At 59.3% G+C, this 20,683-nt stretch carries 17 protein-coding genes, 1 tRNA gene and 5 pseudogenes; 5 read left to right on the top strand and 18 right to left on the bottom strand.

The annotated features are described in order from the left end of the window. A pseudogene (locus NKJ32_RS32695) lies at nucleotides 1-350 on the bottom strand (OmpA family protein); the annotation flags it as partial. Nucleotides 351-595: 245 nt separating this feature from the next. On the opposite strand from NKJ32_RS32695, the gene NKJ32_RS32690 reads away from it, so the two are divergent. After that, complete coding sequence (locus NKJ32_RS32690; RefSeq protein ID WP_352457557.1) at nucleotides 596-1,042, top strand: YcgN family cysteine cluster protein; 447 nt, start codon at nucleotides 596-598, stop codon at nucleotides 1,040-1,042. A gap of 223 nt (nucleotides 1,043-1,265) precedes the next feature. Continuing rightward, nucleotides 1,266-1,625 carry a hypothetical protein gene (locus NKJ32_RS32685; protein ID WP_023678277.1) on the top strand — a complete coding sequence of 120 codons (360 nt, stop codon included), beginning with the start codon at nucleotides 1,266-1,268 and terminating at the stop codon, nucleotides 1,623-1,625. A gap of 135 nt (nucleotides 1,626-1,760) precedes the next feature. On the opposite strand, the gene NKJ32_RS32680 is transcribed toward NKJ32_RS32685, so the two are convergent. Next, on the bottom strand, nucleotides 1,761-2,471 hold the full coding sequence (locus NKJ32_RS32680; RefSeq protein WP_352457554.1) for an SIMPL domain-containing protein: 711 nt from the start codon (nucleotides 2,469-2,471) through the stop codon (nucleotides 1,761-1,763). A 184-nt stretch (nucleotides 2,472-2,655) separates the two neighbouring features. Between NKJ32_RS32680 and NKJ32_RS32675 the strand changes: the two genes are divergently transcribed. Continuing rightward, nucleotides 2,656-2,731 (top strand) — tRNA-Ile (locus NKJ32_RS32675). 21 nt (nucleotides 2,732-2,752) lie between these two features. Here NKJ32_RS32675 and NKJ32_RS32670 read toward each other — a convergent pair. The 5 genes from NKJ32_RS32670 to NKJ32_RS32650 all read right to left on the bottom strand — a co-directional run bounded on the left by NKJ32_RS32670 (nucleotide 2,753) and on the right by NKJ32_RS32650 (nucleotide 9,568). After that, nucleotides 2,753-3,970 (bottom strand): tyrosine-type recombinase/integrase, encoded by a 1,218-nt coding sequence (locus NKJ32_RS32670; protein ID WP_352457555.1) that lies wholly within the window; start codon nucleotides 3,968-3,970, stop codon nucleotides 2,753-2,755. A gap of 670 nt (nucleotides 3,971-4,640) precedes the next feature. Continuing rightward, nucleotides 4,641-5,954, bottom strand: a complete 1,314-nt coding sequence (locus tag NKJ32_RS32665; protein ID WP_352830097.1) for an HlyD family type I secretion periplasmic adaptor subunit — start codon at nucleotides 5,952-5,954, stop codon at nucleotides 4,641-4,643. Beyond that, nucleotides 5,929-7,698 (bottom strand): type I secretion system permease/ATPase, encoded by a 1,770-nt coding sequence (locus tag NKJ32_RS32660; protein ID WP_352830099.1) that lies wholly within the window; start codon nucleotides 7,696-7,698, stop codon nucleotides 5,929-5,931. The genes NKJ32_RS32665 and NKJ32_RS32660 overlap by 26 nt, the downstream gene beginning before the upstream one ends. Before the next feature lie 395 nt (nucleotides 7,699-8,093). Beyond that, a complete protein-coding gene (locus tag NKJ32_RS32655; protein WP_023678272.1) occupies nucleotides 8,094-8,894 on the bottom strand; it encodes a calcium-binding protein in 801 nt (266 codons plus the stop codon). Between the two features lie 464 nt (nucleotides 8,895-9,358). Next, complete coding sequence (locus tag NKJ32_RS32650) at nucleotides 9,359-9,568, bottom strand: hypothetical protein (RefSeq protein WP_023678271.1); 210 nt, start codon at nucleotides 9,566-9,568, stop codon at nucleotides 9,359-9,361. A gap of 32 nt (nucleotides 9,569-9,600) precedes the next feature. Here NKJ32_RS32650 and NKJ32_RS32645 point away from each other — a divergent pair. Then, nucleotides 9,601-9,759, top strand: a pseudogene (locus NKJ32_RS32645) (IS66 family transposase); the annotation flags it as partial. Between the two features lie 29 nt (nucleotides 9,760-9,788). On the opposite strand, the pseudogene NKJ32_RS32640 reads toward NKJ32_RS32645, so the two are convergent. The 9 genes and pseudogenes from NKJ32_RS32640 to NKJ32_RS32600 all read right to left on the bottom strand — a co-directional run. Continuing rightward, a pseudogene (locus NKJ32_RS32640) lies at nucleotides 9,789-10,051 on the bottom strand (hypothetical protein); the annotation flags it as partial. An 8-nt stretch (nucleotides 10,052-10,059) separates the two neighbouring features. Beyond that, nucleotides 10,060-11,022 (bottom strand): LysR family transcriptional regulator, encoded by a 963-nt coding sequence (locus NKJ32_RS32635; protein WP_023678269.1) that lies wholly within the window; start codon nucleotides 11,020-11,022, stop codon nucleotides 10,060-10,062. Between the two features lie 67 nt (nucleotides 11,023-11,089). Next, the gene (locus tag NKJ32_RS32630) at nucleotides 11,090-11,878 is read right to left on the bottom strand and encodes an ABC transporter permease (protein WP_352450738.1); all 789 of its coding nucleotides are present in this window, start codon (nucleotides 11,876-11,878) and stop codon (nucleotides 11,090-11,092) included. A gap of 3 nt (nucleotides 11,879-11,881) precedes the next feature. Then, nucleotides 11,882-12,793 (bottom strand): nodulation factor ABC transporter ATP-binding protein NodI, encoded by a 912-nt coding sequence (gene nodI / locus NKJ32_RS32625; protein WP_352466668.1) that lies wholly within the window; start codon nucleotides 12,791-12,793, stop codon nucleotides 11,882-11,884. Nucleotides 12,794-12,831: 38 nt separating this feature from the next. Further along, nucleotides 12,832-13,080, bottom strand: a pseudogene (locus tag NKJ32_RS32620) (carbamoyltransferase N-terminal domain-containing protein); the annotation flags it as partial. 35 nt (nucleotides 13,081-13,115) lie between these two features. Continuing rightward, complete coding sequence (gene nodS / locus NKJ32_RS32615; protein ID WP_352623592.1) at nucleotides 13,116-13,712, bottom strand: nodulation methyltransferase NodS; 597 nt, start codon at nucleotides 13,710-13,712, stop codon at nucleotides 13,116-13,118. A 48-nt stretch (nucleotides 13,713-13,760) separates the two neighbouring features. Next, a complete protein-coding gene (nodC, locus tag NKJ32_RS32610; protein ID WP_352725763.1) occupies nucleotides 13,761-15,119 on the bottom strand; it encodes a chitooligosaccharide synthase NodC in 1,359 nt (452 codons plus the stop codon). Nucleotides 15,120-15,133: 14 nt separating this feature from the next. Then, entirely contained in the window at nucleotides 15,134-15,793 is a 660-nt protein-coding gene (gene nodB, locus NKJ32_RS32605; protein ID WP_023678263.1) for a chitooligosaccharide deacetylase NodB, read from the bottom strand. Continuing rightward, on the bottom strand, nucleotides 15,790-16,383 hold the full coding sequence (locus tag NKJ32_RS32600) for a NodA family N-acyltransferase (protein WP_023678262.1): 594 nt from the start codon (nucleotides 16,381-16,383) through the stop codon (nucleotides 15,790-15,792). Before NKJ32_RS32600 ends, nodB begins: the two co-directional genes overlap by 4 nt. Nucleotides 16,384-16,653: 270 nt before the next feature. Here NKJ32_RS32600 and NKJ32_RS32595 point away from each other — a divergent pair, with 270 nt between their 5' ends. Next, on the top strand, nucleotides 16,654-17,676 hold the full coding sequence (locus NKJ32_RS32595; protein WP_352830095.1) for a LysR family transcriptional regulator: 1,023 nt from the start codon (nucleotides 16,654-16,656) through the stop codon (nucleotides 17,674-17,676). A gap of 752 nt (nucleotides 17,677-18,428) precedes the next feature. On the opposite strand, the gene NKJ32_RS32590 is transcribed toward NKJ32_RS32595, so the two are convergent. After that, complete coding sequence (locus NKJ32_RS32590; RefSeq protein ID WP_023678260.1) at nucleotides 18,429-19,460, bottom strand: LacI family DNA-binding transcriptional regulator; 1,032 nt, start codon at nucleotides 19,458-19,460, stop codon at nucleotides 18,429-18,431. Between the two features lie 190 nt (nucleotides 19,461-19,650). After that, nucleotides 19,651-20,683 (bottom strand): annotated as a pseudogene (locus NKJ32_RS32585) (cation:dicarboxylate symporter family transporter); the annotation flags it as partial.

Genomic DNA, 20,683 nt, shown 5'->3' with positions numbered 1-20,683 from the left:
GGAGCGATCTGCTCGGCCGGAGCGGATTCTGTTTGCTGCTGCTGATTGCGCCGCTTCTTGCGGGGTTGCTCGGACTCGGCTGGAGCCGCCTGCTCGGCCGGAGCGGATTCCGTTTGCTGCTGCTGGTCGCGCTTCTTCTTTCTGGGCTGCTCTGCCTGCTGGCTATGCGCGCAGGCCTCCGCCGACTCGCCCTCGGCGCAACTCGATTGCACTGGGATGAGCGGCGCTGCGGTACGTTGCACGGGGCTGAATGCGGCATTGCCTTGCAGCGGGAACGCGCCTAACGGCGCGGACGCCATCAACAGGCCAAGCGCCGTGCCTGCCAGAATCCATGGTTGGCGTTTCATCATAAACACTCCTTGTGGCGTCCCATCCCTGCCCAAACTTTCAGCAACCATGTTTGGTTCCTGTTTGTAGGTTCTAGCGGTGGCACAGGGCGATTGACCGGCGTTTTGAAGGCGACTTCATGTCATTCGTATGGTCCTGGCGTATGGTCCTGGCGTATGTTCCGGCGTATGGTCCCGGCGTATGGTTCGGACGAGGGTGCACGGTTGCCGTGCTTGACCTTGACGCGTCCGAGGGCCACATGCCGACGATGGAAAAGCCGTTCTGGAAGACCAAGACGCTCGAGGCGATGACCCGGGCCGAGTGGGAATCACTCTGCGACGGTTGTGGCAAATGCTGCCTGTCCAAACTCGAAGACGAGGACACCGGAGAGATCTACTGGACCAGCGTCGGCTGCCGGCTATTCGACGCTGGAAGCTGCCGCTGCTCCGACTATGCCAACCGGCTGGCGCGTGTTCCGGATTGCGTCGGGCTGACGCCGCAGAATGTGCGCACCATCAGCTGGCTGCCCAAGACCTGCGCTTACCGGCTGGTCGCCGAGGGCCGCGACCTCTATTGGTGGCACAGGCTGGTGTCTGGAAGCGACGAGACCGTGCACGAGGCCGGCATCTCGATGCGCGGCCGGGTCAGCGCCAGCGAGACCGATCTTGCCGAGCCGGACGACTATTTCGACCATATGCTCGCGGACGAGCCTTAGGATTCCTGCGGTAACGAAGACCGGGAACCATGGCAAAAGGGTACGTTCCCCATCTGCCCTGCATAGAACGGTTCCAGAAACGGAGAGACTAACGGCTGGCCCATTCTTGCCGCATGAACGGGGGATGAATGGCCGGTTCGCAAAAAATTCAGACAGGCGGGTGCATTCTCCTCCCATAGGTTCGACGAAAACGGGTGGAAACCCTCAACAAGGAGAGAAGACAATGTTCAACACCATCAAGACGGCGGCTCTTTCGGCTCTTGTCGGCCTTGGCACGCTTGCTGCCATCCCCGCTCATGCTGACAGCATCTATCTCGGCTTCGGCAACAACCAGGATCCACGCGTCGGCGTCTATACCGGCGACGAAGATGATGGTTACTATCGCGAACACCGCCGTCATGGCGGCTGGCGCCGGTCCTGTTCGCCGGAGCGTGCCATCGACAAGGCCGAACGCATGGGCCTGCACCGCGCCCGCATCATCGACATCAACCGCCGCACGGTCAAGGTTGCCGGCCGCCAGTATGGCGACCGCGTCGTAATCGTATTCGCCAACGAGCGCGGTTGTCCGATCATCTATCGCTAAGCCCGTCGGAGCTTTGCGGCCGGCGATTTTTCAGCCGGTAGAGTAGCGGAGTCCCTTTCCGCCAGGACGGAAAGCGCGGCTCAAAAAAACCCCGGAGGATCGATCCTCCGGGGTTTTTCATTCTGCAAGCGATGGTCATTTCAATTCGAAAGTCACCGTCACCTGCGCGGTATAGGAATTTTCGCCGGCTTGCACCGGGACCGACGCGCCGGCGGCATCGAATGCCTTGGCGTTGATCGGCATCGGCGGTGGTGCGAAATTCTGGTCGGTGATTTCCAGGACCCGGCCGATGCCGACGCCGGCCGCTTCGGCCAGCGTCTTGGCCTTGGCCGTGGCATTGGCGACGGCCTTCTTGCGCGCCTCGGTGACGGCTGCCGCCGGATCGTCGTTGGAGAAGGAGATGCCGCCGCCCTGGTTGACGCCGAGCGACACCGCCTTATCGAGAATGTCGCCGGTCTTGTCGATGTCGCGGATGCGCACCGAAAGCGTGTTGGTCACCTGGTAGGCGACAAGCTCGGCCTCCTGGCTGCCGTCGGGCTTATTGGTGTAGTTATAGCGCGGATTGATCTGGATGCCCGCGGTCTGCAGGTCGCGCTCCTTGATGCCGGACGATTTCATGGCAGCGATCACTGCGGCCATGGCGTCGTTATTGGCATCGAGCGCTGCACGTGCCGTCTTGGCTTCGCGCATGACGCTGAGCGTCAGCAGAGCCAGATCGGGTGCTATCGCCGCCTCGCCTTCACCGGTGACGACGATACGCGGCGGCGGTGGCGAATCGGCGGCGGCCGCGATCGCCGGAAACGCGATTGCGGCGGCAATCGCCAGGGGCAAAATACGTCTGGTCATGAAATCTCCTCGATCTGGGATCCCAAGACAGCCGAGTGTTGGCCGGCGTCCAATGGGCGACGTGCAATAGGTTATCAATATGGGCTGATTTGGGCGATCTCTGCCAGCCCCCTTGGAACGCCTGCTCGGAAAGCCCTCGGAAAGCCTTGTGCGGTTCAGGGAAAAACACTAATCCAGCGCCGTGGGGCCTGTAGCTCAATGGTTAGAGCCGGCGGCTCATAACCGCTTGGTTGGGGGTTCGAGTCCCTCCGGGCCCACCATTGGCTTTTGTGGCCGTTGATTTAATTGGATTTTTTGGCCATTTTTGTCCCACCTCTTTCAACCCCCTCAGAAAGTGGGACAATTTTGTTCTCTTTTCGATCGATAACCAGCAGGTATTTCGCCGCTCTCGCTACCTTCCGGCGACGCGCTTTCTTGATGTAGTGGTCGGGCTGCTGGTACGTAGTCCACCCATATATCGCCTTCAGCTGCTCGTGCGTCGCGCCGTTCTCAGCGGCGATCGTCGCGCCGGCCTTGCGAATTCCATGAGCACTGCAGTGCGGCAGCTCAGCTTGATCACACCACTGGCGCATCTTGTTGCCCAGACCGTTCTCCGAGAACGGGCGACCATACTCATTGACCAGGAAGGTCATCTGGTCGGAGGGCGTGTGCTCAAGTTCCGCCTCTAGTTCGGGCAGAAGCGGGAGCTCCACCAACACCGCATCCTTGTTACGACTGGTCTTCCCAGGCTTAATTCTGATCCACTTCTCCCACTGCTCGGTCTCCTCGTTGTAGACGAGCGTGATGTGCTGTCGACCGAAGATCGCGACGTCGGACAACCGCAGGCCAGTAAACATGAAGATCGAGAGCGCACGTCTGGCTGCGGTACCCAGCGGATGCCGCTTCTCATATTGAACGATCTCCGACACGTCCCATGGGTGCCAGCCGTCGCCGCTCTTTAGCCGTCTGATGCCGCGGGCGGGATTGGAGTCGACGCCCGGAATCTCTGTGTCCTTTGCCCACTCAAACATCGCGCTGATGGCTTTTACGATATTGTTTGCCGCGCCAAGGGCGTCGAGCCTGGTGTCCCTGATCTCCTTAACATGAGACCGTTTCATACCGGCGAATGGCAGAGATCCCTTGGTGGGATACTGAGGATCCGGGTCACCTTCGAGGGGATGAGGTAATTCGCATACGCGCTCCAGAATTGCTCGTCGGCGCGCCATAGTGTCTTGGGTGATTTCCGTGCCGCCCCGACGGTAATACTCCTGGCAAAGCCACAGCAACGTGCCTTTCTTCGCTGGCTCGGAAGGCTTGGGGAGGCGCCGGCAAATCTCGGGAAGAGTGCCGGGCCGAACATAAGTGACCTCGGCGCGCGCGCACCGCAGTTCCTCGAGGAACTCGTCGCTGCCGGTCGGTTCACGGAGCCGGACCTTCTTCCGACCCGGTGCGCGAAAATAGTACCGATCATTGCCGTGGCGATCAGTGTCCTTCACTACGCCCTTAAGATCGATTTTCACGGGCTCATCCGTCATGTTCGTGGTTTTCGATCCCAAGGATTGTCTAGTGGCGGCGAATCTTCGTCAAGCTTTGGTGCTCCTCCGATTTGGCGGTGAGGGAGCTTTCGAAAGGCCAATACAAGTTCCTCGACGTCCCAAACAATGCGCCCCTTGCTCGGCATTCGTGGCTGGGGCATCCGGCCGTCCTGGACCATTTCATCAAAGGTCGTTGAGCTTACGCCGATGAACGTCGCAGCCTGCTCGCGATTGATTCCTACCGGCGGGAGCGAGGGCGGCAAGACGCTCGGGGTGCGTAGCATCGGTTTAGCGCGTTGAAAGCGCGTTTTTGACGCCTGCCTGTCTTCCTATGTACCCGTCCGAATATTGCAGACGCTCAATCATGTCCTAGCCCTGTGCTTGCAGGCTCACCCTAGGTCTCCAGACCTCAGGATCGCTCAAGACACCGGACTCTTTTCCAGCCTTTGTGTACGATGATGGGTATCTTAATGCGCTCGAGGCCAAGAACTGAATGGTCGGCGACTTGGAAGGGCAAAATGACCGTGGAACCACGAATCTGAGTCAGAGGCGGAATCCAACTGAGGAAAGTATGGCTGTGTTTTCAGACGGTTATGACTCTCATGCATGCGTAACAACCAACAAGAATACCAACAAAATGTTTCTGTGGTTACTTTCATTCCTCATGGAATGCGCGACTGATTTGGTCCGACAGCGGCTTCACAAAATAAGAAAGCGCCGTACGCTCGCCCGTCTGGATCATCGCTTCGGCCGGCATGCCGGGCACGAGCGTCAGGTCCTTGAGCTTCGTCAGTTCCGCATGCGGAACCGACAGACGCACCAGGTAATACGAAACGCCGTTTTTTTCGTCCGTCGCCAGATCGGCTGCGATCCGGCTGACATATCCGTTCAATACCGGCGTGGTCCTCAGATTGAAGGCTGACATCCGGAGCACGGCCTTGTGACCAAGCTGGATTTGGTCGATGTCCTTCGGGGTGATTCGTGCTTCAAGCGCAAGATCGTCGCCTTCCGGCACGATTAGCATAATCGGATCGGCGGGCGTGATCACTCCTCCGACCGTATGAACTGCGAGTTGTTGAATGGCGCCTGACTGCGGCGCGACAATATCGATCCGTCGCAGTTCCTGTTCAGCCGCCACCTTGCGCTCAACATACTCCCCAACCTGCGCCTGAACCTCTCTGAGCTCCTGGCCGACTTCCGTCTTGAAATCCGGATCGATCTGCAGGATCTGCAGGCGCGTTTCGGCTATGCGGGCTGCCGTCTGTGCCTGATGTGCAATCTTCTCACCGCGTTCGCCGCCGAAAGTGGCAACCTGCGTCTTCAGACTGTTCAAGCGTTGGTCCGAGACAATGCCTTGGTCGCGCAGCCCACTCAGGGCAGCAATTTCCTTTTGGAGGATCTCGGTGCTTTTCTCAGAAGCGATTGCCTGCGCCTTGAGCCCCTCGATCTCGTGCTCATATTGAGTGATGCGTTCCGCTAGCTGCGCATGCCTTCCGTCGCGGGATTGTCTGCGGAATTCGAACAGCCGCGTCTCGCCATGTACTGCCGAAGCTACGTCCGGAACATCTCTGCGGGCGAGCAGCCAGTCCGGGAAGGCGATCTCCGCCAGATCGTCACGCTCAGCTTCGAGTCGTGCCAGGTTGGCGGCCAGCTCATCGAGCCGCTTGGTGACTACAGCGAGAGTGGCGCGCGTCTGGGTGGCGTCGAGCCGCATGAGGATGTCGCCGGCTTTTACTTTATCACCTTCGCTCACCAGGATTTCTCCCACCACCCCGCCGGTCGGGTGCTGCACCTTCTTCACATAGGAATCGACGACAAAGTGTCCGGACGCGACAACCGCGCCGGAGAGATTCGTGAAGGCCGCCCAGGCTCCGGCTCCTCCCACAAAGATCACGCTCGCCAGCAGGCCCGCCACCAGGTGCCGGCGAATGGACCTGGAAACGTCATTGTTCTGATGAATGCCGGACACCGGGATCCTCCATGTCAGCGCGCTCGTTATCCTGTGTAGACTCGATGGCCTTGACCCCAGCGCCTGATGCCATCGCTGCCCCCTTAAGGACTTTGGAAAGCGCCTCATCACGCGCACCGAATGCTCGCTGCCGTCCACCTTCCATCACCAACACCAAATCCACGGCGCGGATGGCGCTCGGCCGATGGGCAACGACAACCGCAATGCCCTTGCGCTCGCGCACGGAGGCGATCGCCTTGACAACCGCAGCCTCGCCTTCCGCATCGAGATTGGCATTGGGTTCATCCAGCACAACAAGGAAAGGGTCTCGATAAAGAGCACGGGCAAGACCGATACGCTGGCGCTGCCCGGCGGAAAGTGCCGATCCGGCCTCACCAATCGGAGTTTCGTAGCCGTGCTCAAATCGGAGGATCAGTTCGTGCGTGCCCGCTGCTTTCGCCGCGGTGACAATAGCCTCAGGGTCAGGATTATCTTCAAAACGAGCGATGTTTTCGGCAATGGTGCCGTCGAATAGTTCAACACCTTGCGGCAAATAGCCGATATGACGGCCTAGCGCTTCCCCGTCCCATTGATCGAGGCTTGCGCTGTCGATGCGAACCTTTCCGGCGACCGGCGCCCATGCGCCGACGATGGCGCGCGAGAGTGTCGACTTGCCCGAACCCGATGCACCGATGATCCCGAGTGCGCTTCCCGCCTGAACGGCAAACGCAAGGCCGGTCACGGTCGGCTTCCTTTCGCCGGGCGGAACGATTGTCACGCCTTCGAGGCGGAGTTCGCGTTCAGGTGCAGGCATTGGCATAACAGGAGCGGTTTCAGGAACCTTTCCCAAGAGGTCCTCCAGCCGCGCCCAACCCTGGCGCGCCATGAGGAAGGGTTTCCAGCTTGAAATGGCCAGATCGACCGGAGCCAGCGCACGCCCCATCGTGATCGAACTGGCAATCATGACCCCGGCCGTAGTCTCCTGCCTGATGACAAGGTACGCGCCGACGGCAAGAATGGCCGATTGCAGCAGCACGCGCAGCGACTTTGAAATGCCACCCAGCCCACCTGCCACGTCCCCGACTTTCCGGTTGGCGGCCAGATACTTGGCATTGGCCTTGTGCCATCGGGCAGCGATCCGCTTTGCGAGACCGAGAGCTTGCACGACCTCGGCATTGCGGCGCGCTGCTTCCAGTAGACCATTGCGTACCATGTTGTGGTCAATGGTATCGCGTATCGGCCCTTGCGAGAGAGTGTTGGTAAGGAGTGTCAGAGATGTGAGACCGATCGCCCCGATAAGTGCCGTCATGCCGATCCAGAAATGAAAGAGGAAGCAAATGCCAAGATAAAGCAGCATCCATGGCAGATCGAAGAACGCTGTCGGGCCGTTTCCACCTAAGAATCCGCGAACATTGTCGAGATCGCGTAGCGGCTGCAAGCCGTCGCCCGGCATGCGCGTTAAAAGCGGAAGGCGAACGATCGCATCGTGAACGCGTCCGGAAAACTGTTCATCGAAACGCTCGCCAATCCGCAGCAGCACGCGCGCGCGCAAAATGTCGAGCAGGCACTGGAACGCATAAAGCCCTGTAGCAAGCACGACGAGCCCCACTAGCGTCGATACGCTGCCACTTGCCAGAACGCGGTCGTAGACCTGAAGCATGAACACCGGCGAGATCAGCGCAAGCACGTTCACCACGCCGCTGATCAACAGAATTCCCCAAATAGCGGAAGTCAGAGGGAAAGGTCTCAAAGCTGAATCCTTCAAGGAATGGTTACTCACGTAGGTCTCCGTGAGGATCTGGCGACCCAGCTCCCTATATTGCTCCCCGAGCGGCGACCGACTGCATCCGCTCGCTGATTCAGGATCAGTGCTCCCGCCGAATATGTTTGGTTTGGCATCTAATGGAGCGGGTCAACAACAACACCGTCCGGCTGAAGGTTTGGAAGGGCAACGTCATCGTGGCCGGCCGCAAGGGCCCGAACAGGCTTCCGCCTCCACGCCTTCAGGGAGATTTCGGTGTACGACCAGCGCGACGTGCAGGGCTTCGTCAAGCTGTACACGCTGCGACTGCTCCCGGGCGCCCCGGCCCATCGCAAGTAGCGGAAACGGAAAGCGCCCGCCCAGGGGGGCGGGGCGCTGTTCCGTATGGGTTTTCTGGATCAAACGAAGGTGAAGTCCGACGCGGTCAGGCCTAGGTCGGCCACGGTGACCACACCGCCCAGGTGGACGAACTCATGCGCGCTGTTGTCGGCGGTGACATAGGCCAGAGTTGCGACTCTGTCGGTGTAGCTGCTTTGGTAGACAATGATGTCGCCGGCGTGCTCGCCGGAGATCGCACTCGCGGCTTCAGAAGCAGAGTTGAAAGATTCGCCAGTGATCACCACGACGTGTTCGCCGTTCGCACCCGAGGCCGCACCACTGTAGAAGCTGCTCACCGGGTAGCCGGACTGTATGCTGGCGTTGTTGACGAAGTTCGCGCCAAAACCGTCGTTGTAGAGGCCCACCGCATCGAAGGCGAACTTGTCCTCCGCCGGGTTGAAATCGGTGATAGTGGAAATGTCCGGCTTCGACCCGACACTCGGGACGACCCCAGGCACCGGATTGTGGAACTGGAACACGAACGTGTCACTGTCGGTGCCCCCGGTCAACGTGTCCTGGCCGTCACCCACGTAGACGACATCCTGGCCGGGACCGCCGCTGAGCCTGTCATTGTCCTCACCGGAGATGCGCGCGTTGAAGCGGCCGTTGTCGCCGGAGAGATCGTCCCAGCCATCTCCGCCGAAGATGCGGTCGTTACCCTCGCCGCCGAGGGCTCGGTCACTGCCCGCGCCAGCCGAGATCTCGTCGTTGCCGCCACGACCGTCAATCCAGTCATTGCCCCCGAAACCCTCCATCCAATCTTCAAGCTTGGTGCCGAGGAGTGTTTCGGAACCCGGGCCACCCTCGATAATGTTTGCCATCGAAAATACTCCTAATGATGCACCCTGCCTGACGCGTTTCATATTCCTCATCGGATAATTAGAGAAATCGATTGCTTGGATAGACACACATTTACGAAATGGATGCACTCACATTCACTTCCTTCTGCTGAGCAGTTGCGGGCTCGCAGGCGGCGGGGACGCTGGTCGCCGATGCAATCGATGAAGATTCGACACTCAAACCGGGACTAGACTAGGACGAACTTCGTAACGGGGCCGTCCTGGTTGGGCCCCAAACTTCTCTCTGTTTGCTCGACGCCGGCATACCCGCACCGTGAGCGCTGGACGAGGACAAGTTCCGCTGGCGGAGAACGGCGTGATCGGCTTGCCGCGCCGAAACTGATGGCGCTCGTCGAAGGCATGGACTGGACGCGCGTTCGAGCCGAACGGCGACGGCGTCCGGCCGGAAGGCGGTGGCGAAGTGACTCAGGCGCAAAAGGCGGGCTTCAGGCCGTGTAAAACAAGCTCCTGTCGGCGTCATGACGAGAAGCGCTTCGGCCCGTCCCCACGAAATCGATCCGCTCAAGGCGATGTTCGTCGCCATGGCGGCGGAGAAGGCCGAACTGCAACAACTCCGGAGCGAAACACTCAAGGCCGAGATCGTCCGGATGGCGACACTCAACGAGCGTGCCCAGGAGAGGATCGCCGACCTTCATGGGATCGTCAAGCAGCTGGAGCGCGCCGCTTCGGTCGCAGCTCCGAGAAGCTCGAACGTGCCCAGCAGGCCTTCGCCTTCGAAATCCAGACCGGGCTCGGCGCGATTGAGTCCGAGCTCGAGGCCGCAAGACCGACAGGCGAGCCGCGACGTGCTGCGCGACCGCGCAAGGCGTTCCCGGCGCATCTGGAGCGGGTCGAGATCGTCATCCAGCCCGAGCCATGGGGGAAGAAGCGCTCCCGCAGCCAATCGTCCAGTCCGTCAAACGCGGTCGGCCGCACAGGCTTGCGAAACGGAACAGTCCCGCCCTCGCTTAGATACCGAGGCACCGTGTTGCGAGCGCACCCGAATTCGTTCGCCCGTCGGTTCCCCAGCCAAGCTCATGCAGCGGCAGCATCGCTGCCACCTCTTCAGGCTGAAGGATCTGCTCTCCCTGCATCGTTCTCGACAATGCAGGAATCGCCCAATCCCAATCGCCATCCATGCCTCCTCTCATAACCGAGGGGTCGTCGGCCGACAACTGAGACGTCCGGTGCTCTTAGGCGGGGTAATCATACGAGATGCCTCCTGCAACATCATTTCCCGCATCCATAGGCTTGCCGGATCATTATTGTGAAGCGCAGGCCATTGGACGGCCTCCGTGAATGCGGCAGGAAGTGGCGGCGGAAGTTCGACAATCCGCAGGGGTGTTAATTTTGCGAAATGCTGCGCCAGCCGTAAGGGCATTGTCCCGATGCGGTTGGTGCCTGATAGAAGGGGCGGGATCATGCTAAAGCCCTGTACGACGACCTCGATACGTCTCTCGAAACCGTTCTCGAGCAAATACCATTCCTCGATGGAGGGCTGCCGGGTGTCCCCGAATTTAAGCACAACCTGCCCCATCGACAAGTATCGGTCGAATGTAAGTGGCTCTGACAGCTGCTTGTTCGTGCCGCAGCCTACGCATACGAGTATATCTTCGAACAGGGCTGCGCGAGGATGTTTCGACATGAACACTTCCGGCATAATCAGAAAATCAACGTCGCCGCGCCGGAGAAGCTCCTCGGGGTCGTCGGAAATAAGCAGACATTCGAAGCGGACGGCGGGAGCTTCCCGCGCAGCACGCTTTACGATCTTCTTAAAAAATACGAGCGTGAGGTAATCGGAAAGGATGATGCGGAAGCGACGATCCGATCGGGCCGGGTTAAAGGCGTCCCAGGAAATAATCGACAGCTGGATGTGCAGCAATGCCTCCCGGACTGCTGTGGCGAGCCCCTCCGCGCGCGGTGTCAAAATGAGTTCGCGGCCGTTCATCGTAAATAGCTCATCGCTGAAATAGGCGCGTAACCGACCGACGGCGGCGCTCATGGCCGGCTGACTCAGGTTAATACTGCGGGCCGCGGCGGTGACTTTACGCTCCCTGATCAAAGCGTCCAGCACAACCAGGAGATTTAGATCGAGTCCCTTAAAACGCATGTATTGACCTATCCGACGCGTGGATGGGTATCGCCCAAAGAATCAATTTTACGAATGGTGAGTAGCGTCAACGCATCAGCCGACGACGAAATAGAGCAACCGATAGGAAAAACGGCAAAACCGTGTATATGCAAAGCGCGCCGATATGCAGGCCCATGCTGCCGGCCGGACGGCCAAGCATCGCCGGACGAATGAGGTCAATTGCATGTGCGAGCGGCAACAAGGAGGCGACGTCCTGAAAAGCGCCGGGCAATTGGTTGACCGGAAACATCGCGCCGCAAAGGAACAGCATGGGTGTTATAACAAGCGTGTTATAAAATATGAAATATTCATAACTGGGCGCAAGCGCCGTGACGACCATCGCTAGACTCGCGAAGGCGAGGCCACTGAGAGCGATGACTGGCAGCAAGCAGAGGATGGATGGCCACGATGTGTAGCCGAGCGTGGTGGCAACAATAGTGATTGCTGTGCCCGCCATCAGGGCCTTGGTGGCTGCCCACGCCAATTCGCCGAGTAAGATATCGCCGAGCGTCAGCTGAGTGCATAGCATTCCTTCCCAGGTGCGCTGGTTGTCCATGCGGCCAAAACTCCCGTAAACCGTTTCAGCGGTCGCCGATGCCATCGCGCTTGTGGCAACCATGCCAGCCGCGAGAAACGCAATGTACGAAGTGCCCTCAACAGGACCTATCATTGTTCCGATGCCAAAGCCGAGACCGAACAGATAGATCATCGGATCGGCGAGGTTGCCGAGAACCGATGCAAGCCCGATTTTCTTCCATCCAAGATAGTTGCGGCGCCAAACCGCGACCCAATTCCACGCATTGGCGGGCATGGCCGCCGCATAACGTTCGCCCATTGTTCAGTCCTCCATCTCGCGCCCGGTTAGCCGCAAGAACACATCCTCGAGATTGGGGGGACGCTGCAGAAGGCGCAGACCCGCGCGCCCGCGTAGCTGCACCAGCACCTGCTCCGGATCGGGTGCATAGCAAAAAAGCGTCTCACCGCTCACCTCGATGCGCTGTGCGTACGGCCGGATCAGCGCACCCAGTTCATGCGGATTGCCGCCGTAGACCTCGACCACGTCACAGCCGATCTGCTCGTCAATGAGTGCGGACGGGCGGCCTTCGGCGATCTTGCGCCCCTCCTCCATAACGCACAGCCGATCGCACAGCCGCTCGGCCTCTTCCATGAAATGGGTAGTCAAAAGAATAGTCTTGCCCCGCGCCAGCAGCGATCGCAGCCGTTCCCAGATCAGGTGGCGGGCCTGCGGATCGAGGCCGGTGGTCGGCTCGTCCATCACCAGCAAGTGCGGGTCATTGATCAGCGCACGCGCGAGCGTCAGGCGCCGCTTCATGCCGCCGGACAGTTCGGCGACGCGCGCATCCGCTTTGTTCTCGAGGCGGGCGAACTCAAGCAGCGACGGTATGACCGCTTCGATCTGGCGTCTGCTCATCCGGAAGTAGCGCCCGAACACCAACAGGTTCTCGCGTACAGTGAACGCGGTATCAAGATTGTCGAACTGCGGGACCACGCCGATGCGCATACGTGCCAAACGCGCGCGCGCCGGCACTGGAGCGCCGAGCACAGTAATCTTCCCCGCATCAGGCGATGTCATGCCGAGGACCATACGCGCAATCGTGCTTTTGCCCGCGCCGTTCGGTCCCAAGAGCCCGAAGCATTCCCCCGCCGTAACGCGGAACGACAGTCTGTCGACAACGAGCTTGTCATAAGTTTTGCTTACGTCAGTAAGATCGATCGTTACCGTGGACATGGGTTCATTTTACCGAGAGCGTCGCCACGACTGGCGGTTGCTGTTGCCTGCCGGACCTGAAACTGTGACTCGTCTTCGCCATCCCAGCCGTCGATAACGAACTGATCGACATCACAAGGATTTAGCCCCTGTTCCGCCAAAGCGGCGACAATTGCGTCGAGATTATCGATGGTTTGGTAACGCGGATTGTTGTGCCGCTTTTCCTGCTCTACGCAGAAGACGAGCCGTCCATCCTCGACAAGGGCGATCGCCCCATCATGGGTCAGCTTGGTACCACAGATGCGCATAGTGTCTCCACGTTAACGGCGATAGATTCGATTCATCAGGAAGTGGAAAGCGGGTTCCGGAAACGGACGAGCAAGCAGTCTTCGTTGACCGACTCGCCCCGACACTCAAGACGCTCTACCTCGATCAACGTTTCGTTCAGCATGGCGATGACCGGCTCAGCACCAGCGGCGTGACCCCAGCGACGGCAATTAGCATCCCTTGCCGATCCGAAGATCAGATGCCCGCCTGGCGCAAGCACCCGCACCAGGTTTTTGACGGCCACGCGCATCTCGGCTATGTCTTCGAGGTAGTATAGGACCTCCGCCACAACGATCAGGTCAAACAACTCGTCGGTCGAAAACTGTTGAACATCGGAGACTATCCAGTTGATGCGCGGCGGCTTCTTTATCCGTTGACGTGCTCGAGCTATCGCTTGCGCCACGACATCGATGACGGTGAGCCCTTGGCAGTAGGGGGCTAGTTTTTCCGTGAATGCGCCAGCAGCGCACCCGACTTCGAGGGCATTTGTAATGGAGCCTTGGGCAAGCGCCAGCTGGAGCATTTGCGTGTGGCGCTCCCGCTCGAACGGATTGCCGTCGAGGCGCCACGGATCGTCTGCGGCCAATTCCCGATCGAGCAACTGATGATTCATGTTCTGGGTCAAACTCGTCCACCTCTCGTCCACCTAGGTAATTAGCGATCACTCGTCGCCGCAAATGTTGCCCGACAGCGCTAATCCCGAAGAATCCCGCGCAAGATTGAGCCTGCGAAGCGGAGCCGCATGCGGTGAGAATTCTGCCCTGCTTGATCCAGTGATCGGAGTTTGGGTGGGGGCCTGTTTTCCCCCAGTGTTCGATGTAGCGACAGCAGAGCTTCGCGACAGCCAATCGCTATTGCTCAATGTACACAGCGCGTAGGCCTTCAAGGGAAGTAAGAGAAAGATGTTGATGAACGTGTGCAGGGAAAAGCCCAGAAATCGAAACTGTCGAGCGCGAAATGCTACCACGCTGCATCGGACCATGGTCATGGACACAATCATCAGGCCCGTCCACCAAGGCACAGTGCCTGTCAGTGCGAAATGTGCGAGGCCCGTTAGTACCGATAGGGCGAGGAGTAGCGCGCCGAGATTCTGTCCGACCACGTCCAACGTGAGATAGCTATTGAGGCCGGGCAGCAAGCGCAGCCCAAGCAGCGTGTCCCGGAATGTGCTTCGTGCCCAACGGAGTTGTTGGCGCAGATACGGTCCGAGCCTGTTCGGAACGACTGTGGCCGCGATGGCGCTCGGAACGTACTCGGTTCGAAAGCCTGCTTTCAGCATGAGGATAGTGAGATGGCGATCCTCACCGAAGTCGCTTGGCTTGCCCCGAAAAAATTGCGACTCGTACTGGTCCAGTAACAAAAGGAGCGCAGACCGGCGGTACATGGCACATGGGCCGCAACAGCACATAACGGCACCGAAGCGAGCCTGTGCCGCGCGCTCCTCGTTGCAAGCCAGCCAGTACTCCATGTCTATCAGCCTGGTCAGCCAGCTCTCGCTCCGGTTACTGGCCGTCAACTGACCCATGACTGCGCCGACCGCTGGATCTCGCATCTTCGGTACAAGCTTGGTAATGACGTCGGACGCGAGTATCGTGTCTGAATCAACGTTAAGCACCAAATCCCCGGATGAGCGGCGTATCGCGGCGATCTGTGCCTTGCGCTTTCCAACATTCTCGGGAAGCAAAATGATGTCGAACCTAGGGTCGCGCGCGTAGGTTTCGTGGACAGTTCCTACGGCTTCGCGATTTCCAGAACCGTCATCAACCACATAGACCCGAAGTCTTCCGGCGTATTCTTGGTCTGCAATGGAAGCCAGGCACTCTGAAAGCGTGCGCGGATCCTCGTTGAAGCAGGGGACGATGACATCCACGCTGGGCAGTTGATCGGAGCCGACGAGATCCTCCAACGCCGATGAGTCGTTTGTCGGCAGAGCATAAATCCCCTGCATGCTCTTATAAGTAGTCGAGAGCAGTGCATAAAGCGAAATGGCCACAGTGCTGGTTGTACCAAGAAGAGTCATGGGATCTCGTTTGTTCAGTGATGTTGAGGAAGTGAGCGGATTACAAATCCGCGCTCATGAAGTGCTGGAATCAGACGGGACAGCGCCGTGACCGTCTGGTCGCGCAGACCGGCGTGAGCGCCCTGGCTCAACTCGCCGGGAGGGCATCCGTCGTGCAAGAGTACGATTGCGCCCGGCCGGACAGAGGCGAGCACGGTATCGATAATCGCGTCGACCCCAGGGCGAGACCAATCTCGAGGGTCGACGGACCAATGGAGGGCCGTCAGCCCGGCGATCTGTGACGCTGTGAAGACTTCTTCGCTCCAGGCGCCGTAGGGCGCGCGAATATAGCGCACCGAGGCCTGAGGGCACGCCCTCATGATGGCGCCGTTCGCTTCAAAGATCTCACGTTGCACTTCGCCGAAGCCGCATTTGTACGGATCCGGATGAGTCATCGTGTGGTTGCCTAGCTCGTGCCCTTCTGCAAACATTCGTTGGATTAGATCCGGGTGCTCTAAGGCGTAGGCGCCGATGACGAAGAAAGTCGCCGGCACCCGCTGCTCTGCCAACACATCCAGAATCTCCGGTGTGAAAAGTGGATTGGGACCGTCGTCGAACGTCAGATAAACGCTGCGACGGCCGGTGCCGTCAGAGCACTCACGGCGCACTTCGTATAAGCAATCGGGACGGCTCATAGCTCTGGTCCGTTCCGATCGATCATCGCGCCGGTGGGCCATTCGCTGATCGGTCGTCCAACTGGCAGAACAATGACGAGTGCGTCATCGATGCGTGTGGGCGGCAGGTCAAGGCGCGCCTCTGGTCGGGTGGAGCGCACGCGAATTCCCGACAAAACAGCCAAAGGGCTGTATCGCCGCCCGAACCTCTCAACATGATTCCGCAGCGCGTCCCGGACGGTTCCGAAAGCGAATGGAACGCCAAGCTCCTGCAGTGTTGGAAGCATGACATGGATTGAATGGGCGATTCCGAGGCCCTCAAGATCCGGACGTACCCCGTACAGGCCCAGCTCAGCCACCAATAGATCGACCGCGTCAACCTTGACGAAACGGCGCAGTATGCCCATATGGGCCGCTACACCGCTCGAATCATAGGCGATTACGCGGAGTTCAGGCCTGGCTCCGGCCCAGCTTCGACTACCTTCGAACGGTTCTGCGTTGCACGCCCCAGTCGGCCCATAGGTATTTCGAAAGAACTTGGCGAGCTCGACATGGTCGGAGAGCTGCAACTCATTTTCCCAGCACAACTTCCACTGCACCTGCGAGCGCATTCAGGATCTCTCTTTCTTATTGGTTTCTTGCGGGCCGCATTACCCGGCCAAAGCGGCGGCGTTGTTTGACTGCACTCAACCGTTGTCGTTAGCGAAGGTGAGCCAGCCGGTCGGGCTCGCAAATGAGCTCTCTCGATGTTCCCGCCCGTGTTGCGGCGCCGTCGATTTGAGCTTGACGTCGGTCATTTACGTTCCTCTAATGCATGGTTCGTAAATTCGTAAAATTGATTGTTTAGATGATACCCATCCACACGCTGGATAGATCAGGACATGCGTTTTAAGGGGCTGGATCTAAATCTCCTCGTTGTGCTGGACGCTCTGATCAGGGAACGTAAAGTCACCGCGGCGGCCCGGAGTATTAACCTGAGCCAGCCGGCCATGAGCGCCGCCGTCGCTCGGTTACGCGCCTATTTCAGCGATGAGCTATTTGCGATGAACGGCCGCGAGCTCATTTTGACACCGCGCGCGGAGGGGCTCGCCCCAGCAGTCCGGGACGCATTGCTGCACATCCAGCTATCGATTATTTCCTGGGACGCCTTTAACCCAGCCCAATCGGATCGTCTCTTCCGAATCATGCTTTCCGATTACCTCACGCTCGTATTTTTTAAGAAGATCGTAGAGCGTGCTGCGCGGGAAGCTCCCGCCGTCCGCTTCGAATGTCTGCCTATTTCCGACGACCCCGAGGAGCTTCTCCGGCGCGGCGACGTTCATTTTCTGATTATGCCGGAAGTGTTCATGTCGAAACATCCTCGCGCAGCCCTGTTCGAAGATATGCTCGTATGCGTAGGCTGCGGCACGAACAAGCAGCTGTCAGAGCCACTTACATTCGAGCGATACTTGTCCATGGGGCATGTTGTGCTCAGATTCAGGCACACCCGGCAGCCCACCATGGAGGAATGGTATTTGCTCGAGCACGGTTTCGAGAGACGTATCGAGGTCGTCGTACAGGGCTTTAGCATGATCCCGCCCGTTGTATCAGGCACCAACCGCATCGGGACCATGCCCTTACGGCTGGCGCAGCATTTCGCAAAAACAACACCCCTGCGGATTGTCGGACTTCCGCCGCCACTTCCTCATCCCGCATTCACGGAGGCCGTCCAATGGCCTGCGCTTCACAATACTGATCCGGCAAGCCTGTGGATGCGGGAAATGATGTTGCAGGAGGCATCTCGCCTGGCGCCTTTGCTTGAAGCTATTGAGCGTCTCGGGCACGCCGGATCCGACCTTGCCGTTGTTGGTACCGAATTGAATGCCGCCTCCGATTTCGCGTGCGAAGTCCCAGAAGAGATTTAGCCCCACTTAAACACCGGCTGTAAGAATAATGTCATTAATCAGCATGTTAGGCGCGCGCCGGCGCGTGTTACCACTACCTTTTTGGGGGTGATCTCAGGCGAGTTGTTTGTCGAGCTGTGTCGCAGAGCGATGCCAGCTGCCTTCAAGACGTTGCCCACTTTTGCCGTGACGTGGTGGTGACGACGCGACCATCCTTTTCGATGGTGGCTCCTGGAGGCGGTCGCGGAGGAGCGGTTGCCATTCGGGGCAGAGCGGCGCAGTTACTTGCTGAGTACGAGGGCCAGGAACGAGCAGAACACATGCCCGGTTGGTGCTGAGTTGACTGCCGCCTCCGATTTCGCGTGCGAAGTCCCAGAAGATGTTTAGCCCCACTCAAATGCCAACTTTGCCGGCCTTGCCGCGGCTTTTCACGCGCGGCCAGGCGAGGAGATGGCGGTCGACGAGGTCGATCCCAATGGACTGTGCCGGCCTCGCTCGGCTACTGGCGTGAGGCATCCTTGACGACACCGCCCTGCACCGACAACGTCGAGATGTTGGCAATGAAGCCGGTCGAGGTCGACGCTGCGGATGTAGGGAATTTACGTCGCGCTTCCGCCTGAACGCGCGGCCGATCCGTTCACTCAATCGGCGCTTTCATCCTGGGCCGCGGCTGAGGCCTGTGGGGTGCGGCTACCCCGCGTGGATCGGATCATCAATCAACTTTCTCTCATTTATGAAAGGAAACTCCCCGCTTACGATAGAATCCATCAGCTTCATATATTTTCCGGCAGATGGATGTCGAACGGCAGAAATGTCTGTCCTGGTGTTTCAGCAGTGCCGGTCTCGATAGCCCGCGTCATCAGCGTTATCAGCTCCTGGGAAAGCCGGCGCATTGGCGTGGCGACCGCCATCGTGATGATGTTATCTGCGAGTGCCGCCCGAGATTCCGGCGTGATTTCATTCACGATCGCGACGAGATCGCGACTTTTACCCTCTTCCCGGACCGCGGAGATGGCGCCCTCCATGCCGCCGCCGGCGACATAGAAGCCGACGAGCTCGGGTTCCCGCTGCATGAGATCAAGCGTTGCCTCGTAGGTGACCTGCCGTTTCTCCAGGTTCACAAGCGGATCGAGCACCTCGAACGTCGGCGCGTTCTCACGGCAATAGGAGCGAAAGCCGACGTCACGGAGCTCGTGCCCCTGGAAACGATGGCTGCCGACAAACACCGCCACCTTGCCGGGCCGTTTTGCGACCTTGGACACCATCCAAGCGGCCGTGCGCCCCACCTTGCGGTTGTTGAGGCCGATATAGCCCTGTCGCACGCCGGCGGCGAAGTCGGAAAGCAGCGAGAAAACCGGAATGCCTTTGGCCTTGAGGTCCTCAACCGCTGCTGTAATTTTCGGGTGGTCCGGTGCCACCATCGCGATCGCATGGCAGCGTGCGCCCAAATCCTTGAGCGGTGCGATTAGGTCGCTCGGCATATGTGACGGGGCGAATTGGATGAGCGGAATGCCGTGGAAGGACTGGGCCAAATTGACCGACGCTTCGACCTCGCGCGCAAAGTCTTGGTAGAAATGCTGGGCCGGTTTTCTCAAGATGAAGCCCAGACGGTAGCACGGTAGGTCTCGCCGCAAGCGCTGCTTGATGAGCCCGGCAGCATGATAGCCGATCGCGTGGGCGGCGTCGTGGACCCGCCGCGCGGTCTCCTCGCGCACCGGATGGCGGGCGTTCAGAACCCGATCGACCGTTGCTACGCTGACTCGGGCTTCGCGGGCGAGATCGGCAATTGTGGGGCGCTTGGTCATGGGTCCTATTCTGATTGGTTTTTGACGCAGGCTGGCTCTCTGTCACCTAGCGCGATTCGACAATGGTTTCGGGTGGGCAAAGTGGAGACGCCCGCATACTGAATGATCGACAGCGTATTGGACTACTCCAGATGTAGACCGGCCGGGTATAACGGAAGGTTCATTCGCTTAGGGCGGCGATGATTTGCACTCACACATATTGCGCTTCTGATACATGGTCCGTGAGGCGCCGTTTAGAGCCTGCGAGTCGATCGTTCAGGTCATGTGACCAGCTTGGCGAAACCGGTCGCGGTGCGTCGACCTTACTCGGCGGAGGATAGCCGGTTTGATGCCTCGGCAAGCTGATGACCGCAGAAGGCGGCTTTCATCTGCGCTCGGTCCAATTCTCCTTCCCAGCGGGCAACGACGAGGGATGCCACTGCGTTGCCGACGCAATTCGTCAGCGCCCGGCATTCGGACATGAAGCGGTCGATGCCGAGTATCAGTGCCATCCCAGCAACGGGAACACTCGGAACTACGGCGAGCGTAGCAGCCAGGGTGATGAAGCCCGCACCTGTCACACCTGCAGCGCCCTTGGAGGAAAGCATCGCAACGAGCAGCAGCAGCACCTGATCGCCGATTGACAGATCCGTGTTCGTCGCCTGCGCGATGAAGAGGGCCGCCAGGGTCATGTAGATATTCGTGCCGTCCAGATTGAACGAATATCCGGCCGGGATGACGAGACCCACAACCGAACGCCTGGCGCCCGCCTTCTCCATCTTCTGCATGAGCGAGGGGAGCGCGGCCTCCGAGGAGGACGTTGCGAGGACAAGCAGCAGCTCTTCCTTGATGTAGCGAATAAGAGAACAGATCGAAAAGCCGTTGTAGCGGCAGACCGCGCCGAGAACCCCGAACACGAAGAGGAAGGCGGTGAAATAAAACGTCGCGACCAGCATCGCGAGGTTGACGACCGAACCGATGCCATATCTACCGATGGTGAAGGCCATTGCGCCGAAAGCGCCGATCGGCGCGGCTTTCATCAGAATGCCGACGAGCTTGAAGACAGGCGCGATGAGCGCCTGAAGGAAGGAAACGACAGGCTTGCCCGTCTCTCCGGCCATCGCGAGCGCCATGCCGAACAGAACCGAGAAGAACAGCACCTGCAGGATGTCGCCTTCCGCGAAGGCACCGACAATCGTTGGCGGGATGATGTTCATCAGGAAGCCGGTGACCGACTGCTCGTG

Origin of the sequence: Mesorhizobium sp. M0159 (assembly GCF_040322295.1) — a bacterium.
GTDB lineage: Bacteria > Pseudomonadota > Alphaproteobacteria > Rhizobiales > Rhizobiaceae > Mesorhizobium.
The sequence above is the reverse complement of the archived record's forward strand: the minus strand, read 5'-3'. Positions and strand labels throughout refer to the sequence as shown.